Origin of the sequence: Streptomyces sp. NPDC007917, assembly GCF_042959105.1 — a bacterium.
Taxonomy (GTDB): domain Bacteria; phylum Actinomycetota; class Actinomycetes; order Streptomycetales; family Streptomycetaceae; genus Streptomyces.
In genome coordinates this window covers 101,579-121,988 of the sequence record NZ_JBIBKK010000020.1, presented here as the reverse complement: position 1 = coordinate 121,988, position 20,410 = coordinate 101,579, and the positions used below count along the sequence as shown (strand labels likewise).

The window sequence follows — 20,410 nt, the reverse complement described above, 5'->3', positions numbered from 1 at the left end:
TCACGGCTGGTCGTTCTCGGGAGACGTCTCAAAGGTGGGGGCTTGGGCTGCCTGGTCGTCGGCGCGCGGGGCCGGCTCGGCCGCGGGGCAGGCGGCGGCGGAACCGCCGCGGGTGGCCTGGCGGAAGGCATCGAGGCGGGTGGCGTCGGGGCGCGGGCGGTCGGAGGGTGCCTTGCGCGGCTGGGGGGAGACGGTCCGGGAGGCCGCGGCCAGCGTCTCACCACGGCGGCGCTTGGGCAGTCCGCCGGTCATCCCCTCGCTCGCGGGCTGCGCGGCGGCCGGGCCGGGGTCCGGGGCGCCGGACGGAGCGGGGGGCGAGGCGGCGGGGGCCGGGGCGGCCGTCCGGGTGGCGGTGGAGGGGGAGGCGGCGGCGCCGGAGCGGTTCGCGGTCTGGGTGGTGGCGGCCGGGCGGGGCGCGGCCGTGCGGGCGGCCGGGGCCGGGCTGGTCGCGGCGTCCTGGCTCACATGCGTGATCAGCTGCTGCGGGATCAGGACGACGACGCCGGTGCCACCGCGCGAGGAGGGCCGGAAGGAGACCGTCAGGTTGTGCTTACGGGCCAGCTGCCCGACGACCGCGAGCCCGAGCCGGGTGCCGGAGAGCGTGGTCAGGTCCAGGGGCTCGGAGGAGACGGCCTTCTCGGCGCGGGCGAGGGCGGCCGGGCCCATGACGAGACCGCCGTCCTCGACCGTCACCACGACGCCGGTGTGCGTCTCCTGGACGTACACGTGCACCTCCTCGGTGGGAGGCGAGAAGGTGGCGGCGTTGTCCATGAGTTCGGCGAGGGCGTGCATGACGCCCTCGGCGGCGTAACCGGCGACCGCGGCGGTGCTGGCCGAGTGGATCCGCACCCGCTGGTAGGCGCTGATCCGGCCGACCGCGCCGCGCAGCACGCTCTCCATGACGATCGGCTTGGTCCAGCGGCGCCCGGAGCGGGCACCGGTGAGGACCGCGATGCTGTCCGCGATACGGCCCGCCTGCGCGGTGGTGTGATCGAGCTTCAGCAGGTCGCCGAGGACGGCCTCGTCGTGCCGGTTCTCCATCTCCCGCAGGTCGGCGAGCATGCTGGTGGCCAGCGCCTGCACCCGGCCGGCGGCGTTGGCGCAGGCCGCCATGGCCGAGGCGCGCATGCGCTCACCGGTGGCCACTTCCCGCACCAGCAACTTGAGCACCTGGTCGTGCGCCTTGCTGGCGGGCGAGGGCGTCGAGGAGAGCACGGTGTCCACCGTCTCGCCTTCGCGAAGACGCCGCACCGCAGTTGGAATCGTTTCGCCGGCGAGCCTGGCGGCCTCGGCCTCCATCAGCGCCGCGCGCCGCGTGACCTCGGCCTCCATCGCCGCCGTACGCCGCGCGGCGTCGGCCTCCGCGGCCGCCACGCGCTCCTGGAGCCGCCGCAGGGTCTGGGCTCGGGTCGAGGCGAGGGCGGCGGCCACCCACAGCAGGACGGCGACGACACCGCAGAACAGGCCGACGGACGCCCGGTTGGTGGAGGGCACTTCGGCCGTCAGCCAAGCGCCCACGCCGCCGACCACGACGGCGGCCAGCAGCGGTACGGCCAGGGCCTGCCGCGTCGTGGAAAGCCCTTTGACGGGCTGGCTGGATATATGTGCTGACATCTCTCAGGTCCTCAGGGGCGCGGTCGAGGGTTGAGGGCGGTTTCGAGCCATGGGCGGCACATCGTAGTACCGCACACAGACTTTTGACCGGCCAGCTCGCCAATCGGACCTTGACATCTCGTCAGCACGGCGAGCATCCAGCATGACCGGCAACAGGGTATGTCATCCACCGAACGTCGCGAACGCGAACGAGGAGCGGTTCGTCCCGGAGCCGGGCCGCCCCGGGCCGTCAGGGGTTTCAGGGCAGCGCCAGCTCGGCCCAGATGACTTTGCCCTCGGTCGTGTAGCGGGTCCCCCAGCGCTCCGCGAACTGCGCGACCAGGAACAGCCCGCGGCCCCCTTCGTCCGTCGTCGCCGCGTACCGCAGATGCGGCGAGGTGCTGCTGGTGTCGGACACCTCGCAGATAAGATTGCGATCGCGTAGGAGTTGCACCCGGATCGGACCGGCGGCGTAGCGGATCGCATTGGTGATCAATTCGCTGAGCACCAGCTCCGCGGTGAAGGACAGGTCCTCCAACCCCCATTCCGTCAGCTGCCGGATGACCTTGGCCCGCACCTCGGACACCGACGCCGGATCGCAGGGGACGTCCCAGCTCGCCACCCGGTCGGCTCCCAGCACCCGGGTGCGGGCCACGATCAGCGCGATGTCGTCGGTGGGGCGGGCGGGCAGCACGGCGTCCAGCACGTCCGCGCAGGTCTGGTCGGGCGTACGGCCGGGGTGGGCGAGGGCGCCGCGCAGCAGGTCGAGCCCGACGTCGATCTCCCGTCTGCGGTCCTCGATGAGCCCGTCGGTGTACAGCACCAGCCGACTGCCCTCGTCCAGCTCCAGCTCGGCCGTCTCGAAGGGCAGGCCGCCCAGGCCCAGTGGCGGCCCGGCCGGCAGGTCGACGAAGTCCACCGAGCCGTCGGGGGCGACCACCGCGGGCGGCGGATGTCCGGCCCGGGCCATCGCGCAGCGCCGGGTCACCGGGTCGTAGATCGCGTACAGACAGGTGGCTCCGGTGATCCCCGCGCCGCCGCCCTCGGTCCCCTCCGGGCCGGCGGCGGTGAAGGTGGCGGTGTTGTCGTCCTGGTCGATCCGGGCGACCAGGTCGTCCAGGTGGGAGAGGAGTTCGTCGGGCGGCAGGTCGAGGGTGGAGAAGTTGTGCACCGCGGTGCGCAGCCGCCCCATCGTGGCCGCCGCGTGCAGCCCGTGACCGACCACATCGCCCACCACCAGCGCCACCCGCGCCCCCGGCAACGGAATCACATCGAACCAGTCCCCGCCCACCCCCGACTCCGCCGGCAGATAGCGGTACGCCACATCCAGCGCGCTCTGCTCGGGCAGCACCCGCGGCAGCAGGCTGCGCTGCAGCGTCACGGCCATCGTGTGCTCGCGCGTGTAGCGCCGGGCGTTGTCGATGCAGACGGCGGCGTGGGAGGCCAGCTCCTCGGCGAGGGCGATCTCGTCGTCCTCGAAGGGGGCGTTCTCCTCCATGCGCCAGAAGCTGACCATCCCCAGCATGACGCCCCGGGCCCGCAGCGGCACCGTCACCAGGGACCGGACGCCGTAGGCGATGGCCACGCCGGTCTGTTCCGGGTCCTGGGCGTGCCAGCCGTGGGCCTCCCTCAGGTCCGGCTCGACCGCCGCCCGCCCGCTGCCGAAGCCCCGGGCCTGGGGGGTGGAGGAGACGAACGAGAAGCGGGTGCCCACCGGGTAGAAGGGGTCGTCGGCCCTGATGCCCCGGACCGCCGCGCGGCACATCTCGATACCGCCCACCGCCAGCGGCTCCTCGCCGCGCAGTACGGGCCCCGCCAGGTCGACCGTGACGAAGTCGGCGAACCGCCCCACCGCGACCTGGGCCAGTTCCTCGGCGGTCCGGCTGACGTCGAGCGTGGTGCCGATCTCCACACTGGCGTCGTACAGCAGCTTGAGATGCTTCTGCGCCACCTCCGCCCGCCCCGACAGGGCGCGCAGCTCGGTGGAGTCCCGCAGGGTCGCCACGCTGCCGGGCGGGCCGCCGTCCCGGTCCGTGGGGCGGTTGTTGATCGCCAGCAGGCGGTCCCCGGCCACCAGCACCTCGTCGGAGACCACCTGCCCCGACGCCAGCACCTTGGCCATCTGCGGGTCCAGGCCGAGCTCGGTGACGGCCCGTCCCTCCGGGTGCTCGGGCAGCTCCAGCAGGCGGCGCGCCTCGTCGTTGGCCAGCATCAGCCGGCCGTCGCCGTCGACGATCAGCACGCCCTCCCGTACGGAGTGCAGCACCGCGTCATGGTGCTCGTACATCCGGGTCATCTCGGCCGGGTCCAGGCCGTGGGTCTGCCGCCGCAGCCGCCTGCTGACCAGCGCCGTACCGCCCGTGGCCAGGGCGAGTGAGGCGCCGGCCGCGCCGATGAGGATCGGCATCTGGCGGTTGGCCAGGCCGCTGACCTTGCTGACCGTGATCCCGGAGGACACCAGGCCGATGACATGGCCCCGGGAGTCGGTGACCGGGACCACCGCCTGCACCACGTCGCCGATGGTGCCGTGGACGGTTTCGGTGATGGGATGGCCGGCCAGCGGCTTGTCGATGTTGCCGACGAACGGCTTTCCGATCCGGTTGGGCTTGGGGTGGGTGTAGCGGATTCCGTTCTTGTTGATGACCACGACGAAGTCCACCCCGGACTCCCGCCGCGCCTGCTCGGCCAGCGGCTGGAGCACCGCGGTCGGATGGGGGGAGTGCAGCGCGGCCGGCATGCCCGGTGCGTCGGCGAAGGTCTCGGCGACGGCGAGCGAGCGGTGGCGGGCCTCGCTGGTGGCGTCGTGCCGGACCTGGAGGACGAGGGCGACGGACGCGGCGGCGATCAGCAGCAGCACGATCACCAGCTGCAGCAGAAAGACCTGGCCGGCGACGCTGCGCGTGGTCAGCCAAGAACCAGAGCGCCGCCCCGCCGCCTCCGGGCGCTCACGCCGCCGACTCCGTGGGCGCCGACCGGGGAACATACGGGCAGCCAGTACCCACGATCGACCCTTAAACCGGGCCATACCCCTACATCTACACCGCGGCTCCCCGGAAGGCGAGCCACCCGGGTTCCGCAGGTGCCGTCCCCGGCAGCCTGTGTAAACCTGATAAGGGTGCAATTAGCCATAATTGCCGCATTCCATCGGCCGTTCGGTCGGCCGAGTCGGCAGGGACGAAGGAGCCCGCAATGGCCAGTCACGTCGGTGGAGTTCAGCCGCAGGCCGCGCCAAGTGCGCACCACCGGGCGGCGGCGAGCGGATGGCTCGTCTTCGGGGGCATCATGTTGATCTTCGCGGGGCTCCTGGCCCTCGGCCAGGGGATCTCGGCCATCCGCAACGACCAGGTGTTCGTGGTCACGCATCACTACGCCTTCGCGTTCGACCTCACCGGGTGGGGATGGGTCCACGCGATCGTCGGCGCCGTCGCCGTGATCGCCGGTGCGGCCGTGTTCACCGGTGCCATGTGGGCCCGGGTGACCGGTGTGGTGCTGGCGGGCCTCAGCCTGATCGCCAACTTCCTGTGGCTGCCCTACTACCCGGTCTGGGCCGTGTCGCTGCTCGTCCTGGACGCCCTCGTCATCTGGGCGCTGTGCACGGGGCCCGGCATGGCCGAACGGGCTCAGCGAGAGGCGAGCGGATACCAGGGGCAGCGAGGGGAGCAGAGGCAGGGTCAGCAGGGGCAGGGCCCGCCGGTCACAAACGGATGACCACCAGCGCCGTGTCGTCCGCGACGGTCCCGCGCATGACGCCGAGGTCGACCAGCAGCGCGTCGGCCAGCTGCTCGGGCCCCAGCTCCCCGTGCCGGGACAGGCTGTCGGCGAGCCGCCCGAGCCCGACGTCGATGTCCTCGTTGCGCCGCTCGATGAGCCCGTCGGTGTACAGCACCAGCGTGCCGCCCGGCGTGTACGGGAGGGTGGCCTCAGGCCGGTCCACATGCTCCGAGCGGACGCCCAGCGGCGGGTCCGTGGCCTGGTCGAGCTGTACGACATGCCGGTCAGCCCGCAGCAGCAGCGGTGGCGGATGGCCGGCGCAGCTGTAGCAGACGGTCCGCTCCGACCGGTCGATGACCACCTGCACGGCGGTCGCGGCCAGCGCCCCCTCGATGGAGCTCGCGTACAGACCGAGCGCCTCCAGCGCCTTGGCGGACCCGTCCACGACCCGGATCGCCGCGCTCAGCGCGCTCCGCAGCTGCCCCATCACACACGCGGCCTCGAGTCCCTGGCCCACCACATCGCCCACCGCCGCCGCGATCCGGCCGTCGGCCAGTTCGAACACCTCGTACCAGTCGCCGCACACATTGAGCGAGCCGACGGCGGGCCGGTAGCGGACCGCCACCCGCAGATGCCCGGGGACCAGCGCGGGCAGCATGGCCTGCTGCAGCGCCAGCGCCGTCGCCCGCTCCCGGGCGTGCGCCTCCCGCAGCCGCTCGTTGAGCTCCTGCAGCTCCCGCGCCCGGGTGTGGAGGTCGGCGTCTATCTCCGCGGTGCGCGTGAGCGGCGCCCGCGCCCGCCCCCGGACGAAGTCCGTCACGTCCTCCACCCGGTGGATGATCCACCGCACCGAGCCGTCCGGGCCGAGGACCGGGGTGTTGAGCGGGCTCCAGTACCGCTCCTCGAACCGCCCCTCGTCCCTCGGCCCCCTGCTCTCGCCCTCCCCGCACTCGCCCTCGCCCTCGGCGCCGGGGACGGGGATGTCGTACTTCTGCAGCGCCATGCTGTCCCGCTCGCCGGTCGCCAGGACACGTTGCAGGGAGGCGCCCAGATTGCGGGTGCCGGTGGCGTTCGGATCCGCCGGGTTGTCGGGGAAGGCGTCGAAGATATGGCGGCCGAGCAGATCCTCGCGCCTGCACCGGGTGGCTTCCAGATACGCCTCATTGACCGCGACGATCACCAGATCGGGGCCCACCACCAGATTCGGACTCGGGGTGGCCTCGAACAGCGCTTCGTAGTCGATCTGCCGTCCCGTGGCCCGCTCCCTGCTCGTGCCCCTGCCACGCCGCGCCCGCGGGGTGAACAGCGTGCTCAAGCCCAATGTATGGCGACTGCGCGGCTTCCGCACACGGCCGGGGTGCGCGGGCGGGCGGGAAGCGGGAGGCTGAAGCCATGCTGCTGGCTGAAGTCGCCCGTACCTCCCGCGAGGTCGCGGCCACCTCCGCCCGATCGGAGAAGATCGCGGCCCTGGCCCGGCTGCTCAGCCGCGTGGAGCCCGCCGAGGCGCCCGTGGTGATCACCTACCTCGCGGGCAGGCTGCCGCAGCGCCGTATCGGGGTGGGCTGGGCCGGACTGCGGGTGCGCCCCGAACCGGCCGCCGGTCCCCGCCTCGGGGTGCTCGACGTCCACCAGGCCCTGGACCGGGTCGCGGCCGTCTCCGGCACCGGCGCCACCACCGAGCGCAAGCGGCTGGTCTCCCGGCTGATGTCCGCCGCCACCGAGGACGAGCAGCGCTTTCTGCTCGGGCTGATCGGCGGGGAGCTGCGCCAGGGCGCGCTGGACGCGCTCGCCGTGGAGGGGCTTTCGGCCGCGGTCGGCGCGCCCGCCGCCGAGGTGCGGCGCGCGGTGATGCTCGGCGGCTCGCTGGGCGTGGTCGCCCGGGCGCTGCTGGAGGACGGGCCGCCGGCGCTGTCCGCGTTCGGCCTTCAGGTGGGGCGGCCGGTGCTGCCGATGCTCGCCCACAGCGCACGGGACCTGGACGAGGCCATGGACCGGCTCGGCCCCTGCGCGGTCGAGGAGAAGCTGGACGGCATCCGGGTGCAGGTGCACCGGGACGGGCAGACCGTACGCGTCTACACCCGCACCCTCGACGAGATCACCGACCGCCTGCCCGAGGTGGTCCAGGCCGCCCGTGAGCTGGCGGTGGAGCGTGCGGTCCTCGACGGCGAGGTGATCGCCCTCGACGCCGCGGGCAGGCCCCGGCCGTTCCAGGAGATCTCCGGCCGGGTCGGCGCCCGGCTCGACGTGGCCGGGGCCAGCGCCTCGCTGCCGCTGTTCCCCGTCTTCTTCGATCTGCTCGCCGTGGACGACCGGGACCTGCTCGACCTGCCCGCCCGCGACCGCCACGCCGAACTGGCCCGGATCGCGCCCGCCCCCCGGCGGGTCCGCAGGCTGGTGGCCGAGGAGCCCGGGGACGAGGCGACCCGGCGGGCGGCGCGGGAGTTCGCCGCCGATGTGCTGGCCCGCGGGCACGAGGGGGTCATGGCCAAGTCCCTCGACGCCCCCTACAGCGCGGGGAGGCGCGGCGCGTCCTGGCTCAAGGTCAAACCGGTGCACACGCTCGACCTGGTCGTGCTGGCCGGCGAATGGGGCCACGGCCGCCGCACCGGCAAGCTGTCCAACCTCCACCTGGGCGCCCGGCGCCCGGACGGCACCTTCGCCATGCTCGGCAAGACCTTCAAGGGCCTGACCGACGAGCTGCTCGACTGGCAGACGGAGGCGCTGCTGCGGCTGGCCGTCAGCGACGACGGCTGGGTGGTGCGGGTGCGGCCCGAGCTGGTCGTGGAGGTCGCCTTCGACTCGCTGCAGCGGTCCTCCCGCTATCCGGCGGGCGTGACGCTGCGCTTCGCGCGGGTGCTGCGCTACCGCGAGGACAAGCCGGCGGCGGAGGCGGACACGGTCGAGACGGTGCTGGCGCTGCGCGTCGCGTGAGGACGGTACGGGTACTGCGGAGCGTACGGCGCGGCCCGGTAACCCTACGCGCCGACCGCGGGCGTACGGCGCGGACGCCGTATGAGCCGTACGCGCCGGCCGCGGGCGCGCCCCTTGTAGACGGGCCCTACCGCCCCAGGGCCTTGCGGGCCAGCCGGTACGCCACCAGGTCGGCCACCGAGATCAGCGGCAGCAGCCTGCTGGCCGCGAGCCGGTTCAGGTCCTCGTAGCCCGCCAGCTCCCAGTCCGCCGTGACGACCGCGCCGACCGCGGTCACCCCCGAGAGCCCCGCCAGCCGCGACAGGTCGACGGCCGCCTCGGCGTGGCCCTCCCGCTCCAGCACCCCGCCCGGCACCGCGCACACCGGGAAGACATGCCCCGGGCGCCCCAGCTGCCCGGGGGTGGTCTGCGGATCGGCCAGCGCCTGGACGGTGCGCGAGCGGTCCGCGGCGGACAGGCCGGTGGACGTGGTGGGCCCCAGCAGGTCGACGGGGACGGTGAAGGCGGCGCTGAGCAGCGTGGTGTGCTCCTCGTCCACCGTCATCCGCTGCAGCCGCAGCCGGTCGGCGTGCCCGTGGGGCAGGGCCACGCAGACCATGCCGGAGGTGTGGTCCAGCAGCTGCTTGAGCGCGCCCTCGTGCGTGTGCTCGGCGGCGAGCACCAGAACGCCCCGGTGCTCCTTGGCCAGCTCGTCGTAGACGATGACGAAGCCGCCCTCGGCGAACGCGTCGATCGCCTGCTCGACCGCCAGGAGGCGCTCGGGGGCGACCGTCTGCTCTACCACTGCCATGCTGAGGAATTTTGGCACATGCCAGCGGACCTGACGACGTGTCAATGCTCACACAGTAAGGACGGCCGCACCATCAGTGACCTTCACCCCCTGGGCGACCGCGCCCACAGCGGGTTCACGGAGAATGAGGCTCCCGCCGCCCTGCGGCAGCCGGGGGCGAACCGAGCCCCGAAAACCAGAGAGGTCAGTGTGCAGACCACAGTCGGGGAGGACCGCGCCACCGAGCCCGTACACCCCGTACGCCGCTTGATACGGCCCGTACGCCGCTTCGCGCGGCCCCCGCGCGGGCGGGCCCGGCAGGTGGCCGCCGGCTGCGCGGCGCTGCCGCTGACCCTGGTCAGCGGGGTGCTGGGTTGCCGGGCCGCGGACAGCGACGGGATCACGCCCGTGCCCCAGCTGCTGGCCTTCCTGCCCTGGCTGCTGGTCCCCGCGCTGCTCGGCCTGGTGCTCGCGGCGGTGGCGCGCTGGCCGCTGGGGTGCGCCTGGGCCCTGGCCGCGGCCGCGGTGACCGGCTGGTTCACCCAGCCCTATGACCCCGGCCCTGCCGCCGGCGGCCCGGCGCCGCGCGGACCGGCCGTGGCGCAGCTGCGGGTGCTGACCGCCAACCTGGAGTTCGGCGGGGCGACGCGCGGGCTGGTCGAGGCGGTACGGCGGGAGGAGCCCGACCTCGTCTCGGTGCAGGAGTGCGACACCCGCTGCGGGGCGGCCCTCGACTCGGCCGCCCTGCGCAAGGCCTACCCGTACCGGAAGGTCATCACGGTCCCCGGCGACGCGGCACACGGCTCGGCGATCCTCAGCGCCTACCCGCTCACCCCCGAGGCCGGGGTGCCCGGCAAGCTGGCGATGCCCGGGGCCGTCGTACGGGTCGCCGGGCGGCGGGTCCATGTGCAGGTGGCCCATCCGATGCCGCCGATGCCGGGGCAGCTGGACGTCTGGCGCACCGAGTTGGGGCGGCTGCGCGCCTACGCCGCCGGCCGGGGCGGCGAACCCACCCTGATCGCGGGGGACTTCAACGCCACCCAGGACCACGCCGCCTTCCGCGCGCTCCTCGACACCGGGATGCGGGACAGCGCGCGGGCGGTCGGCATGTCGCGCACCCCCAGCTGGCCGGCCGTGACGACCCCGGCGCTCGGCGCCCAGATCGACCACGTCCTGGTCAGCGAGGCGCTGCGGCCCCGCGCCGCCCGCTTCCTGGATCTGCCGCACACCGACCACCGGGCGCTGCTGGTCGACCTCGAGCTGCACTGACCCGCGCGGGCCGCCCCGGCGCGGCTCAGCTCTCGCTGGGGTTGTAGGAGTTGGCCAGCTCGAAGGGGTCAGGCTCCAGGTTCTCCGTCGGCCAGCGCTGCTCCCGCCGCCACTGCTCGTTCTCCAGCGCCAGCGCGTCCCACAGCAGATTGAGCGGATGGCCCGGCTCGAAGTGGGCGCGCTCCCCACGGCGGGTGAAGGCGCCGAGCAGCACCTCGAGCCGCGGCCCGGTGTCGTTGACCAGCTCGACGGCCCGCATCCCGCGCCCGTACGCGACCCGCGGGTCGCCCGCCGCCTCGGCGACGCCCTTGGTGACCAGCATGCAGCCGCGCAACAGGCCCGAGCGCAGCAGCTCGAAGCCGTAGGTGACGGTGTCGATCTCGGCCGCGATGTGCAGCCTGTTGCGGTAGTCGGCGCCGAACCAGGTGTGCAGCACCCCCGCCATCAGCCCGCTCGCCGAGACGACGAGCGGAAGCGTGCGCAGCTCGCTGCTCGGGGCGGTCGGGCCGGGCAGCCGGGAGTGCGGCAGGTTCGTCAGCAGCGACACCCCGCTGCGGCGCCACTCCATCACATCGAACGCGTCGAGCTCGTTGTCCCCCTCGGGCCTGGTCACCACGGAGCCGCAGACCAGGTCCACCTCCTTGGCGCGCAGCTTGCCCAGCACGTCCCGGGTGCGGACATGCCCGACCTTCAGCTCGATACCGCGCCGCTCGAACTCCTCGGCCACCCGCTCACCGGCCCCCGCGAGATAGCCGAGGGTGAAGCGCGTGGTGCCCACCATCAGGGTTTTGCCGAGCCGGCGCCGGGATTCGTGGATGCCCTCCAGCCAGTCGCCGAGGGTGCCGCGCGCCAATTCGACCAGGGCCTCGCCGGTGCCGGTGAACAGCACGTCCTTGCCGCGCCCCTGCTTGAGGACGAGCGGTTCGCCGCACAGATCCCGGAAGTTGCGGTTCATCGTGTCCAGCTGCTTCTGCACGCTCGACTGTTCCCGGCCGAGCACCCGGGCGGCGCCCAGCGCGGTGCCGGTCTCATGGACCACGATCAACGTGCGGAGCTGGTCCATCGTGGTGTCCATGAGGGCGAGTGGGCTCTGCAGCAGCCTGCTTCGCCCGTTGGCCGTCGGTGGTCCGAGCGGCCCGGGTGTGGCCATGAATCCTCTCGCTTCCCAACTCAGCCCGATTTATGGACTCACGAGTTTAGCCCCGGGATGCTTGATCACGGGGGTACCGGAAGTCACCCGGGGCTCATTTCGGATAAGCGCGGATTTACCATCCCTATGCGTGTACGGCCGTCAATCCTGTTTACGCGTGACGGGTCCGGTTACTCGCCCCGGATATGAGCGATACGAAGACCGGTACGGATACGAAGACCGATACCAGGACCGGCACGAAGGCCTCCGTCAGGGCCGGGCGGCGCACCGTGTCGATCAGCCGCCCGGAAAAGGTGCTCTTCCCCGACGACGGAATCACCAAGTCCGACCTCGTCGGCCACTACCGCGCGGTCTCCCACCGCATCCTCCCCCAGCTGCGCGGACGCCCGCTGATGATGGAACGCCACCCGGACGGCATCGGCGGCAGCCCGCTGATGCAGAAGAACGCCCCCGACTACTTCCCCGACTGGGTGCAGCGGGCCGTCGTCCCCAAGGAGGGCGGGGAGGTCACCCATGTCGTCTGCGACGACGTCGCCACCCTGGTCTACCTCGCCGGCCAGGCCTGTGTGACCCCGCACCGCTGGCTCTCCCGCGCCGACCGGCCAGACCACCCCGACCGCCTCGTCTTCGACCTCGACCCGCCCCCGGACGCGGGCTTCGAGGAGGTGCGCTGGGCGGCCCGGCGGATGTGCGGGCTGCTGCGCGAGGTCGAACTGCCCGGGCTGCTGATGACCACCGGCTCGCGCGGGCTGCACGTGGTCGTCCCGCTCGACCGCCGCGCGGACTTCGACTCCGTACGGGACTTCGCCCGGGACGCGGCCGATCTGCTCGCCGCCCGCCACCCCGACCGGCTGACCACCGAGGCCCGCAAGGCCAAGCGGGGCAGCCGCCTCTACCTCGACACCCAGCGCAACGGCTATGCGCAGACGGCGGTGGCCCCGTACGCCGTACGCGCCCGCCCCGGCGCGCCGGTCGCCATGCCGATCGCCGCCGAGGAGCTGGACGACCCCGGCCTGAGGGCCGACCGCTGGACCCTGCGCACCCTCGGCGACCGGCTGGAGCACGACCCCTGGGCCGGCGCCGGTACGCGGGGCCGCTCGCTGCGCGCACCGCGGCGGCGATTGGCGGAATTGTCCCGCGAGACGCGTCCGGAGGGTATTTCCCGTCCGAACGGAACTCACCAGTCCGCCAGTTGAATTGTTCTCGGGTGCATCTCGGGGACAATTCCGCCGTGCTGAATTCCGAGGAATTCCGGGTCCGGATCAGACGCCGATGTTCCCGCCGTCGCGCCGCCACACGCTGATCACGGACGGCCGGGTCAGCTTGCCCGGCCCGTCGGGCCAGGTGGACGCGGGCTTCTCCACGCTCGCGCCGTCGATCTCGCCCGGGTGCTGCACCGCCACCAGCACCCGCCGGTCCTGCACGATCGGCCCACAGGTCTCGGCGCCCGTCGGAACGGTCAGGAACTGCTTGACCTCACCGCGCCTGCTGCCGGCCGTCGCCACCCCGAACAGCCCGTCGTGGCTGCCCAGCGCGTTGCCGTCGGTGGAGATCCACAGATTGCCGTACGAGTCGAAGGTGATGTTGTCCGGGCAGGAGATCGGGGAGACCTGGTCCTTCGGGAAGCCGCCGAAGTAGGTGCTCGGGTCCGCCGGGTCGCCGCAGACCAGGAACAGCCGCCAGCTGAAGCGGCGGGCCGCCGGGTCACCCCAGCGCTCGGTCAGCTCCAGGATCTGGCCGTGCTTGTTGCTGTTGCGCGGGTTCGCCTCGTCGGTCGGTGCCTTGCCCGCCTTGCCGCGGTCGCTGTTGTTGGTGAGCGCGACATACACCTTGCCCGTGCGCGGGCTCGGCTCGACGTCCTCGGGGCGGTCCATCTTCGTCGCGCCCACCTTGTCGGCGGCCAGCCGCGTGAAGACGTACACCTCCTCGGCCGTCATCCCCTCGACGTACGAGGTGGTGCCGCTCGCCAGCGGAATCCACTCGCCGGACCCGTCGAACTCGCCGTCCTTCGGCAGCTTTCCGCTGCCGTCGATCTCGGCGGCCGGGCTGTCGCCGGTGAACTTGGCGACGTACAGCGTGCCCTCGTCGAGCAGCGTGCGGTTGTGCTCGCGCGCGGCCCGGCTGGTGCCCTTCATCATCCGCTTGGACGAGACGAACTTGTAGAAGTAGTCGAACTTCTCGTCGTCGCCCATGTAGAGGACCGGACGGCCGTCGGCGGTCAGCCGGGGCTCGGCGGCCTCGTGCTTGAACCGGCCCAGCGCGGTCAGCTTGCGCGGCGTCGACTCGGGGTCGTACGGGTCGATCTCGATGACCCAGCCGAAGCGGTTGGTCTCGTTCGGCTCCTGCGCCACGTCGAAGCGCTTGTCGAAACGCTCCCACTTGCGCTCGGTGGCCGCGCCCGCGATGCCGTAACGCTTGAGGCGGGCGGCGGTCGTCGGGTCGGTCACCGAACCGCCGTTTGCGAAGTACTGGTTGAAGTTCTCCTCGCCCGACAGGACCGTGCCCCACGGGGTGATGCCGCCACCGCAGTTGTTCAGCGTGCCCAGGATCCGCCTGCCCGTCGGGTCGGCCGAGGTCCGCAGCAGCTTGCTGCCCGCGGCCGGGCCCGTCACCTCGAACGGCGTGGTCGCGGTGATCCGGCGGTTGAGACGGTGGCGCGACACGGCGGTCAGCTTGCCGAGTTCGCGGTCCTCCTGCGTCGCCACCACGGACAGGCCGTGCGCGGCCCACGCGATCTCGGCCTGCTCGCGGGTCGGGTTCGCCGCGTCGTACCCGGCGAACATCAGCACCTCGTCGGTGTACTCGTGGTTGACCACGAGCAGCTGGCGGTCGCGCTCGTGCGGGATGTCCAGCACGGCCATGTAGTCGTTGTTGTAACCGAACTGGCCCGCCTGCGCCTTCGCGGACTGGTTCGCCGGGTCGAACGCGGGCGCGCCGCGCAGGATCGGGTCGCCCCAGCGGATCACCACGTTCTGGTCGTGGCCCTGGGCGACCACGACGGCGTCGGTGGTGTTGGGCGCGACCGGCGAGAAGCGCAGACCGCGGGCGGCCTTGCCCGCCCCCTTGTCGGCGGCGGCCGCCGCGCCGGCCCCCTCGGCCGCCGCGGCCTTGGGCGCCCGCCCCACCGCGGTCACCCCGGCCGCGGCCGCGACCGAGACCACGGCGCCGGCGCGCAGCACCGAACGGCGTGACAGCGCACCGGCTATGACATCACCGATGTAGGCGTTGTCGCTGGTGTTGGGCACCTCGTGAAAACAGGCGTCACCACAGCGGTACCGGCATGTCAGGGCGGAACGACCACCCGGGTGCGAGCTGATGACCGGCAGGAGCTTGCGCACGTCTTACCCTCCGTACGGATTGCACGCATGAACTTCGCGTAGGAACCGTCCGGCGCGCAGCCCGCGCCGCCACGGTGTGGGGGCCCATCCGAGGCGAAGCTATGGGCGTAGAGTCGCGGACCGGCGACCGTCGCCTGAATCGGGAGTGAATGGCGGGTAACCGGAATCGGCAGCTGAGTACTGCTGATGGGCCCGCTAGCCTTTCCGCACCACGGACATGTACCGCCATGCCCCGGACTAGACACGTGAGAGGTATCTCCCATGGCCATACGGGACCTACTGCGCAAAGTTTTCGGCCGCTCCCGCACGCCGCGGGTCGACGCTTCGGCTGCGCCGGAGGCGGCAGTTGTCCCGGACCCCCAGGAGCAGCCCGCCCCCGCGCCCGAGCCTGCGCCTGAGCCCGCGCCCGCCGCTGAGCCCGCGCCCGAGCCTGCCGCTGAGCCCGCGCCTGCCGCGACGGCTGCCTCGTCGTCAGCCGCCAAGTCGCCCGCGAAGCAGGCGGACGACGAAGAGACGGTCGCCCACCACCCCTCGCTGACCGAACCGCTCAAGACGCTGGACGAGATCCTGGAATCCGCGGACCGACCCGCGGAGCCGGCGAAGGCGACCGGCACAAAGCCCGAAGCGGAATCCCCGGCTGAGCCCGCCGAGCCGGCCACGGCAGCAGCCGAAGCCAAGGAGCCCACCCCCGCGCCGGCCGACGAGACCGCCACGGCGGAACCCGCCTCCGCAGCAGGTGACGCGGGTGAGCCGGAGCAGAAGGCCGACGCCGAGGAGACGGCCGAGCCGAAGGCGAAAGCCACGGACAAGCCCGCCGCCGACACCGCGGCCGACACCGAAACGGAAGCCGCGCCCGCCGCGGCTGAGGGCGAACAGGCAGCCGCAGCCGAGCCCGTAGCGGCCACGGCCACGACCGACGCCGACGCCCCCGCGCCGAAGACCGACAACGACGCCCCGGCCGAGGCAGACGCGGAAGCCGCGGCCAAGCCCGCCGAGGCGGCCGCTGGCACCGAGGCCACCACCGGCGACGCCGACACCCCGGCCGACCCGAAGGCGACCGACGCAACGGAGGCCGCACCCGCAGCCGAAACGCCCGCCGCGGCTGACGACGAGCAGGCGGCCGAGACGGAAGCCACGGCCGAGGTCGCCGCGCCGGCCACGGCCGAGGTCGCCGCGCCCGCCGAGGATGCCTCCGCGCCCGAGCAGGAGCCCGAGGCCGCCTCCGCAGCAGCCGACGCGGCCGAGCCCATCGCCGACGCCGATGCTCCGGACGCCCCATCGGCCCCCGCCGAAGCCGAGACCGCGTCGAAGACCGAGAACAACGCTCCGGCCGAGGCAAACGCAGAAGCCGCGGCCGAGCCGACCGAGCAGGTCACCGAGGAGGCGGCCGAGGCCACCACCGCCGAGACGAAGGCCGAGGCCGAGGTGGCGGACGCCCCCGCCGAGCCCGCCGTCGACGCCGAGGCCGACGCGGCCCCGGAGGGCGCCGCCGAAACGGAGCCGAAGCAGGAAGCGGCCGACGAGCCGAAGGCCGAGGCGAAGGCCAAGGCGAAGGCAGACGCGGAAGCCGCAGCCGAAGCCGAGACCACCCCCGAGGCCAAGGCAGACGCCGAAGCCGAGACCACCCCCGAGGCCAAGGCAGAGGCAGACGCCGAAGCCGCAGCCCCCGAGGCCGCCGCGGCCGCGACCGGCTCTGGCCCCGAGACCGCCGACGACGGAGGCGCCGCCATCCCCCTCACCGACGTGGAGACCCGCGCTCCCGGGCTCGTCAGCCTGTACAAGAGCGCCGCGGAGGCCCTGGCGCAGAAGGGGCTCGCGGGGCGCCGGGCCGCCGTGTATCTCGTGCTGGACCGGTCGGGGTCGATGCGGGGCTACTACAAGGACGGCACCGTCCAGCACCTCGCCGAGCAGGCCCTCGCCCTCTCCGCGAACCTCGACGACGACGGCACCGTCCCGGTCGTGTTCTTCTCCACCGACATCGACGGCACCGCGGACATCGACCTGGCCAACTACAGCGGCCGCGTCGAGGAGCTGCACTCCTCGCTCGGCCACATGGGCCGTACCAACTACCACCACGCGATCAAGGCGGTCATCGACCACTACGAGGCGTCCGGCGCCACCGACCCCGCGTTCGTGATCTTCCAGACGGACGGCGCGCCCACCAGCAAGCCCGCTGCCGAGAAGGCGCTGTGCGAGGCGGCGCGGCTGCCGATCTTCTGGCAGTTCATCGGGTTCGGGGACCCGGAGGCGAAGGGGTTCGACTTCCTGCGCAAGCTGGACGATCTGGCGGTGCCGGACAAGCGGATGGTGGACAACGCGGGGTTCTTCCACGCGGGCCAGGACCCGCGCGCGCTGTCGGACGGGGAGCTGTACGGGCAGCTGATGGTGGAGTTCCCGGAGTGGCTGCGGGAGGCGCGTGAGGCGGGCGTGCTGAGCTGACCGGAGTCCAGGACGGGCAGAGACGACGTGAGGGCCACCCGCGCGGCACGAATATTGCCGCGCAGGTGGCCCTCACCGCTCGGATACGATAAGGACGGCTCGAAGAGGCGGCTCGGCACAGGGCTCACGTAGCTCACAGAGCGCTCGCAGAGCGACATGTCACCCACTGCATCGACCCGGGAGCAGCCCGCGATGGCTCGACACCTCATCACCAGCGCCCTTCCCTACATCAACGGGATCAAGCACCTGGGCAACATGGTGGGGTCCATGCTCCCGGCCGACGTCTACGCGCGCTATATGCGCCAGCGCGGCCATGACGTGCTGTACATCTGCGCCACCGACGAGCACGGCACCCCCGCCGAGCTGGCCGCCAAGGAGGCGGGCCTGCCGGTGGACGAGTTCTGCGCGCAGCAGCACGACGCGCAGAAGGCGGTCTACGACGGCTTCGGGCTGGCGTTCGACTACTTCGGCCGCAGCTCCTCGGCGCAGAACGTGGAGATCACCCAGACCATCGCGCGCGAGCTGAAGGCCAACGGCTTCATCGAGGAGCGCTCGATCCGCCAGGTGTACTCCAACGCCGACGGCCGCTTCCTCCCCGACCGCTACATCGAGGGCACCTGCCCGCACTGCGGGTACGACAAGGCCCGCGGCGACCAGTGCGAGAACTGCACCCGCGTGCTGGACCCGACCGACCTGATCAACCCGCGCTCGGCGATCAGCGGCAGCAGCGATCTGGAGGTGCGGGAGACCAAGCACCTGTTCCTGCTCCAGTCGAAGCTGGCGGGAGAGGTCGCGGCGTGGGTGGACGAGCACGGCAAGGACTGGCCGACGCTCGCGTCCTCGATCGCCCGCAAGTGGCTGAATGAGGGGCTGCAGGACCGGGCGATCACTCGTGACCTGGACTGGGGCGTGCCGGTGCCGGCCGACACCTGGCCGGATCTCGCGGCCGAGGGCAAGGTCTTCTACGTGTGGTTCGACGCCCCGATCGAGTACATCGGAGCGACGAAGGAGTGGTCGGACCTGGACCCGGCGAACCGCGACTGGAAGTCGTGGTGGTACGACGTGGACCAGACGGTCCGCTACACCGAGTTCATGGCCAAGGACAACGTCCCGTTCCACACGGTGATGTTCCCGGCGACGCTGCTGGGCACCCGGGACGCGTGGAAGAAGGTCGACTACGTCAAGGCGTTCAACTGGCTGACGTACTACGGCGGCAAGTTCTCGACGTCCCAGAAGCGCGGGGTGTTCACCGACGCCGCGCTGGAGCTGCTGCCCGCCGACTACTGGCGCTATTTCCTGATGGCGAACGCGCCGGAGTCGGACGACACGTCCTTCACCTGGGAGCACTTCGCCGCCACGGTCAACAAGGACCTGGCGGACACCCTCGGCAACTTCGTCAACCGCGTGCTGTCCTTCTCCCGCAAGCGGTTCGGTGACGAGGTCCCGGCGGGGAAGGCCGCCGGGGAGGCTGAGGCGCGTCTCGGCGAGGAGATCGCGCGGCTGCTCGCGGAGTACGAGGAGCACATGGACGCGCTGCAGTTCCGCAAGGCCTCGGCCGCGCTGCGGGCCCTGTGGAGCGCGGGCAACTCCTACCTGGAGGAGAAGGCTCCCTGGCTGGAGATCAAGACCGACCAGGAGGGCGCGGCCCTCACGCTCCGTACGGCGATGAACCTGATCCACCTGTACGCGGTCGTCTCGGAGCCGTTCATCCCGGCCTCCGCGCAGGCCATGCGGTCGGCGTTCTCGCTGGCGGACGACACGGCGCCGTGGGTGAGCCAGGAGGAGGCCAAGGCGCTCGCCTCCGTTCCGGCCGGTACGGCCTTCACCGTGCCGCCGGTGCTCTTCGCCAAGATCACCGAGGAAGACCTGGAGTCCTACCGTGAGCGCTTCGGCGGGGCGCCGGAGCAGGCGGGCGGCGGGGCGCCGGCCGAGGTGGCGACCGAGGGCAAACCGGTCGAGTAGCGGCGCATCACGACGCGCGGCGGCGGGAGAGCCGGGGCTTGCCCGGCCGGTCTCGACGGGGTGGCGGGCCGGGCCCGCCGCCCCGTCGCACCGTTGATCGCTCGACAACCGTTCGTTTAGCGCGTTCGACCAGTCTGTGGAGTCCATCCACAGGGAGGTCGAGGAGCGCAGTGCCCGACGCACCACGTATCACGGTGACGGTCCACGGCCCCGATCCGCACTCGCGGGCCGGGGTCGTGCGTCACCTGCGGCACCAGCCCACCGTCGAACTGATCAACCGTCCGCGTCCGTTCAGCGACGAGCCGCGCGGCACCGTGGCCGTGATGCTCGCCGAGCGCCTGGACGCCCGCGCGGGCGCCGAGCTGCGCCGCCTGGTGCGGGGCGGCGAGCAGCGGGTGGTGCTGATCACGGGCGAGCTGCGCGAGACGGAGCTGATGACGGTCGTGGAGTACGGCGTACGGGCCGTGCTGTGGCAGCACCGGGCGACCCCGAGGCGCCTGCTGCGCGCCGTACACCGGGCCGCCCGCTCGGAGCGGACCGATCCGTGCGGCGTGGACCGGCGGCTGAGCGAGCACTTCGTGTACTAGCTCCGGGGTGCGAGTGGTGAGACGCGGGTCACAATCGCTCGGTCGATCCGGTCGTCACATCCCGCCGAGCCGTTCCGTCAGTGCTGTGTAACCGTCGGAACGGCAAGGAGATCACCATGGACGCCAGGCTCAACTTCTACGGCAACCCCGTCGCGGCGAAGTTCGCGAAGTACATCAACTCCGCGGGCAAGGCCATCTCGGACTCGACGCTGCCGGCCTCGACGCAGGAGCTGGTGAAGATCCGCGCCAGCCAGATCAACGGCTGTGGCTTCTGCACCGATATGCACACCAAGGACGCCGCGCACGCCGGCGAGACCTCGGTGCGCCTCAACCTGATCGCGGCCTGGAGGGAGGCCAAGGTCTTCACCGAGGCCGAGCGGGCCGCCCTGGAACTGACCGAGCAGGGCACCCGTATCGCCGACGCGGCCGGCGGCGTCACCGACGAGGCGTGGGCGAACGCCGCCAAGCACTACGACGAGGACCAGCTGGCCGCCCTGGTGTCCCTCATCGCGCTGATCAACACCTACAACCGGATGAACGTGATCATCCAGCAGCCCGCCGGCGACTACCAGCCGGGCCAGTTCGGCTGAACCCGAGCGGCACCGCGCGCTGTCCGGCTCGCCCACCGCCATGAGTACGCAGGCTGGAGTCCTCAGTCATG

The 20,410-nt window shown here is 72.4% G+C and carries 14 protein-coding genes; 8 read left to right on the top strand and 6 right to left on the bottom strand.

Features of this window, described 5'->3' with window-relative positions; translation table 11 throughout:
• A complete protein-coding gene (locus ACFZDL_RS32375) occupies nt 1-1,614 on the bottom strand; it encodes an ATP-binding protein (RefSeq protein WP_353594734.1) in 1,614 nt (537 codons plus the stop codon).
• 238 nt (nt 1,615-1,852) lie between these two features.
• Entirely contained in the window at nt 1,853-4,618 is a 2,766-nt protein-coding gene (locus ACFZDL_RS32370) for a SpoIIE family protein phosphatase (protein WP_391193169.1), read from the bottom strand.
• A 164-nt stretch (nt 4,619-4,782) separates the two neighbouring features.
• On the opposite strand from ACFZDL_RS32370, the gene ACFZDL_RS32365 reads away from it, so the two are divergent.
• Nucleotides 4,783-5,301, top strand: a complete 519-nt coding sequence (locus tag ACFZDL_RS32365) for a hypothetical protein (protein ID WP_353594736.1) — start codon at nt 4,783-4,785, stop codon at nt 5,299-5,301.
• Here ACFZDL_RS32365 and ACFZDL_RS32360 read toward each other — a convergent pair.
• Nucleotides 5,288-6,610 (bottom strand): SpoIIE family protein phosphatase, encoded by a 1,323-nt coding sequence (locus tag ACFZDL_RS32360; RefSeq protein WP_353594834.1) that lies wholly within the window; start codon nt 6,608-6,610, stop codon nt 5,288-5,290. The genes ACFZDL_RS32365 and ACFZDL_RS32360 overlap by 14 nt on opposite strands.
• A gap of 86 nt (nt 6,611-6,696) precedes the next feature.
• On the opposite strand from ACFZDL_RS32360, the gene ACFZDL_RS32355 reads away from it, so the two are divergent.
• Nucleotides 6,697-8,235, top strand: a complete 1,539-nt coding sequence (locus tag ACFZDL_RS32355) for an ATP-dependent DNA ligase (RefSeq protein WP_353594737.1) — start codon at nt 6,697-6,699, stop codon at nt 8,233-8,235.
• A 127-nt stretch (nt 8,236-8,362) separates the two neighbouring features.
• Here the strand turns inward: ACFZDL_RS32355 and ACFZDL_RS32350 are convergent, their stop codons facing one another.
• Nucleotides 8,363-9,025, bottom strand: coding sequence for a 3,4-dihydroxy-2-butanone-4-phosphate synthase (locus ACFZDL_RS32350; protein WP_353594738.1), 663 nt, complete (start codon nt 9,023-9,025; stop codon nt 8,363-8,365).
• Between the two features lie 189 nt (nt 9,026-9,214).
• Between ACFZDL_RS32350 and ACFZDL_RS32345 the strand changes: the two genes are divergently transcribed.
• Nucleotides 9,215-10,273, top strand: a complete 1,059-nt coding sequence (locus tag ACFZDL_RS32345) for an endonuclease/exonuclease/phosphatase family protein (RefSeq protein ID WP_353594739.1) — start codon at nt 9,215-9,217, stop codon at nt 10,271-10,273.
• A gap of 25 nt (nt 10,274-10,298) precedes the next feature.
• Here ACFZDL_RS32345 and ACFZDL_RS32340 read toward each other — a convergent pair whose 3' ends face one another.
• Nucleotides 10,299-11,348, bottom strand: a complete 1,050-nt coding sequence (locus ACFZDL_RS32340; RefSeq protein ID WP_353594740.1) for a LysR family transcriptional regulator — start codon at nt 11,346-11,348, stop codon at nt 10,299-10,301.
• Nucleotides 11,349-11,608: 260 nt separating this feature from the next.
• Between ACFZDL_RS32340 and ligD the strand changes: the two genes are divergently transcribed.
• Nucleotides 11,609-12,619: a non-homologous end-joining DNA ligase gene (gene ligD / locus ACFZDL_RS32335; protein ID WP_353594741.1), complete on the top strand. Its 1,011-nt coding sequence runs from the start codon at nt 11,609-11,611 to the stop codon at nt 12,617-12,619.
• Between the two features lie 66 nt (nt 12,620-12,685).
• Here ligD and ACFZDL_RS32330 read toward each other — a convergent pair whose 3' ends face one another.
• A complete protein-coding gene (locus tag ACFZDL_RS32330) occupies nt 12,686-14,761 on the bottom strand; it encodes a PhoX family phosphatase (protein WP_353594742.1) in 2,076 nt (691 codons plus the stop codon).
• 261 nt (nt 14,762-15,022) lie between these two features.
• Here ACFZDL_RS32330 and ACFZDL_RS32325 point away from each other — a divergent pair, with 261 nt between their 5' ends.
• The 4 genes from ACFZDL_RS32325 to ACFZDL_RS32310 all read left to right on the top strand — a co-directional run bounded on the left by ACFZDL_RS32325 (nt 15,023) and on the right by ACFZDL_RS32310 (nt 20,339).
• On the top strand, nt 15,023-17,200 hold the full coding sequence (locus ACFZDL_RS32325; protein WP_353594743.1) for a VWA domain-containing protein: 2,178 nt from the start codon (nt 15,023-15,025) through the stop codon (nt 17,198-17,200).
• 192 nt (nt 17,201-17,392) lie between these two features.
• Nucleotides 17,393-19,162, top strand: a complete 1,770-nt coding sequence (gene metG, locus ACFZDL_RS32320; protein ID WP_353594744.1) for a methionine--tRNA ligase — start codon at nt 17,393-17,395, stop codon at nt 19,160-19,162.
• A 170-nt stretch (nt 19,163-19,332) separates the two neighbouring features.
• Nucleotides 19,333-19,749: a DNA-binding response regulator gene (locus ACFZDL_RS32315; protein ID WP_353594746.1), complete on the top strand. Its 417-nt coding sequence runs from the start codon at nt 19,333-19,335 to the stop codon at nt 19,747-19,749.
• Between the two features lie 116 nt (nt 19,750-19,865).
• On the top strand, nt 19,866-20,339 hold the full coding sequence (locus tag ACFZDL_RS32310; RefSeq protein WP_353594747.1) for a carboxymuconolactone decarboxylase family protein: 474 nt from the start codon (nt 19,866-19,868) through the stop codon (nt 20,337-20,339).
• The last annotated feature ends 71 nt before the right edge of the window (nt 20,340-20,410 follow it).

Bases quoted from the DNA above. Each gene is read 5' to 3' on its own strand.
- ACFZDL_RS32375 (WP_353594734.1), bottom strand. From the start codon at position 1,614: ATGTCAGCACATATATCCAGCCAGCCCGTCAAAGGGCTTTCCACGACG.
- ACFZDL_RS32370 (WP_391193169.1), bottom strand. From the start codon at position 4,618: ATGGCCCGGTTTAAGGGTCGATCGTGGGTACTGGCTGCCCGTATGTTC.
- ACFZDL_RS32365 (WP_353594736.1), top strand. From the start codon at position 4,783: ATGGCCAGTCACGTCGGTGGAGTTCAGCCGCAGGCCGCGCCAAGTGCG.
- ACFZDL_RS32355 (WP_353594737.1), top strand. From the start codon at position 6,697: ATGCTGCTGGCTGAAGTCGCCCGTACCTCCCGCGAGGTCGCGGCCACC.
- ACFZDL_RS32350 (WP_353594738.1), bottom strand. From the start codon at position 9,025: ATGGCAGTGGTAGAGCAGACGGTCGCCCCCGAGCGCCTCCTGGCGGTC.
- ACFZDL_RS32340 (WP_353594740.1), bottom strand. From the start codon at position 11,348: ATGGACACCACGATGGACCAGCTCCGCACGTTGATCGTGGTCCATGAG.
- ligD (WP_353594741.1), top strand. From the start codon at position 11,609: ATGAGCGATACGAAGACCGGTACGGATACGAAGACCGATACCAGGACC.
- ACFZDL_RS32325 (WP_353594743.1), top strand. From the start codon at position 15,023: ATGGCCATACGGGACCTACTGCGCAAAGTTTTCGGCCGCTCCCGCACG.
- metG (WP_353594744.1), top strand. From the start codon at position 17,393: ATGGCTCGACACCTCATCACCAGCGCCCTTCCCTACATCAACGGGATC.
- ACFZDL_RS32310 (WP_353594747.1), top strand. From the start codon at position 19,866: ATGGACGCCAGGCTCAACTTCTACGGCAACCCCGTCGCGGCGAAGTTC.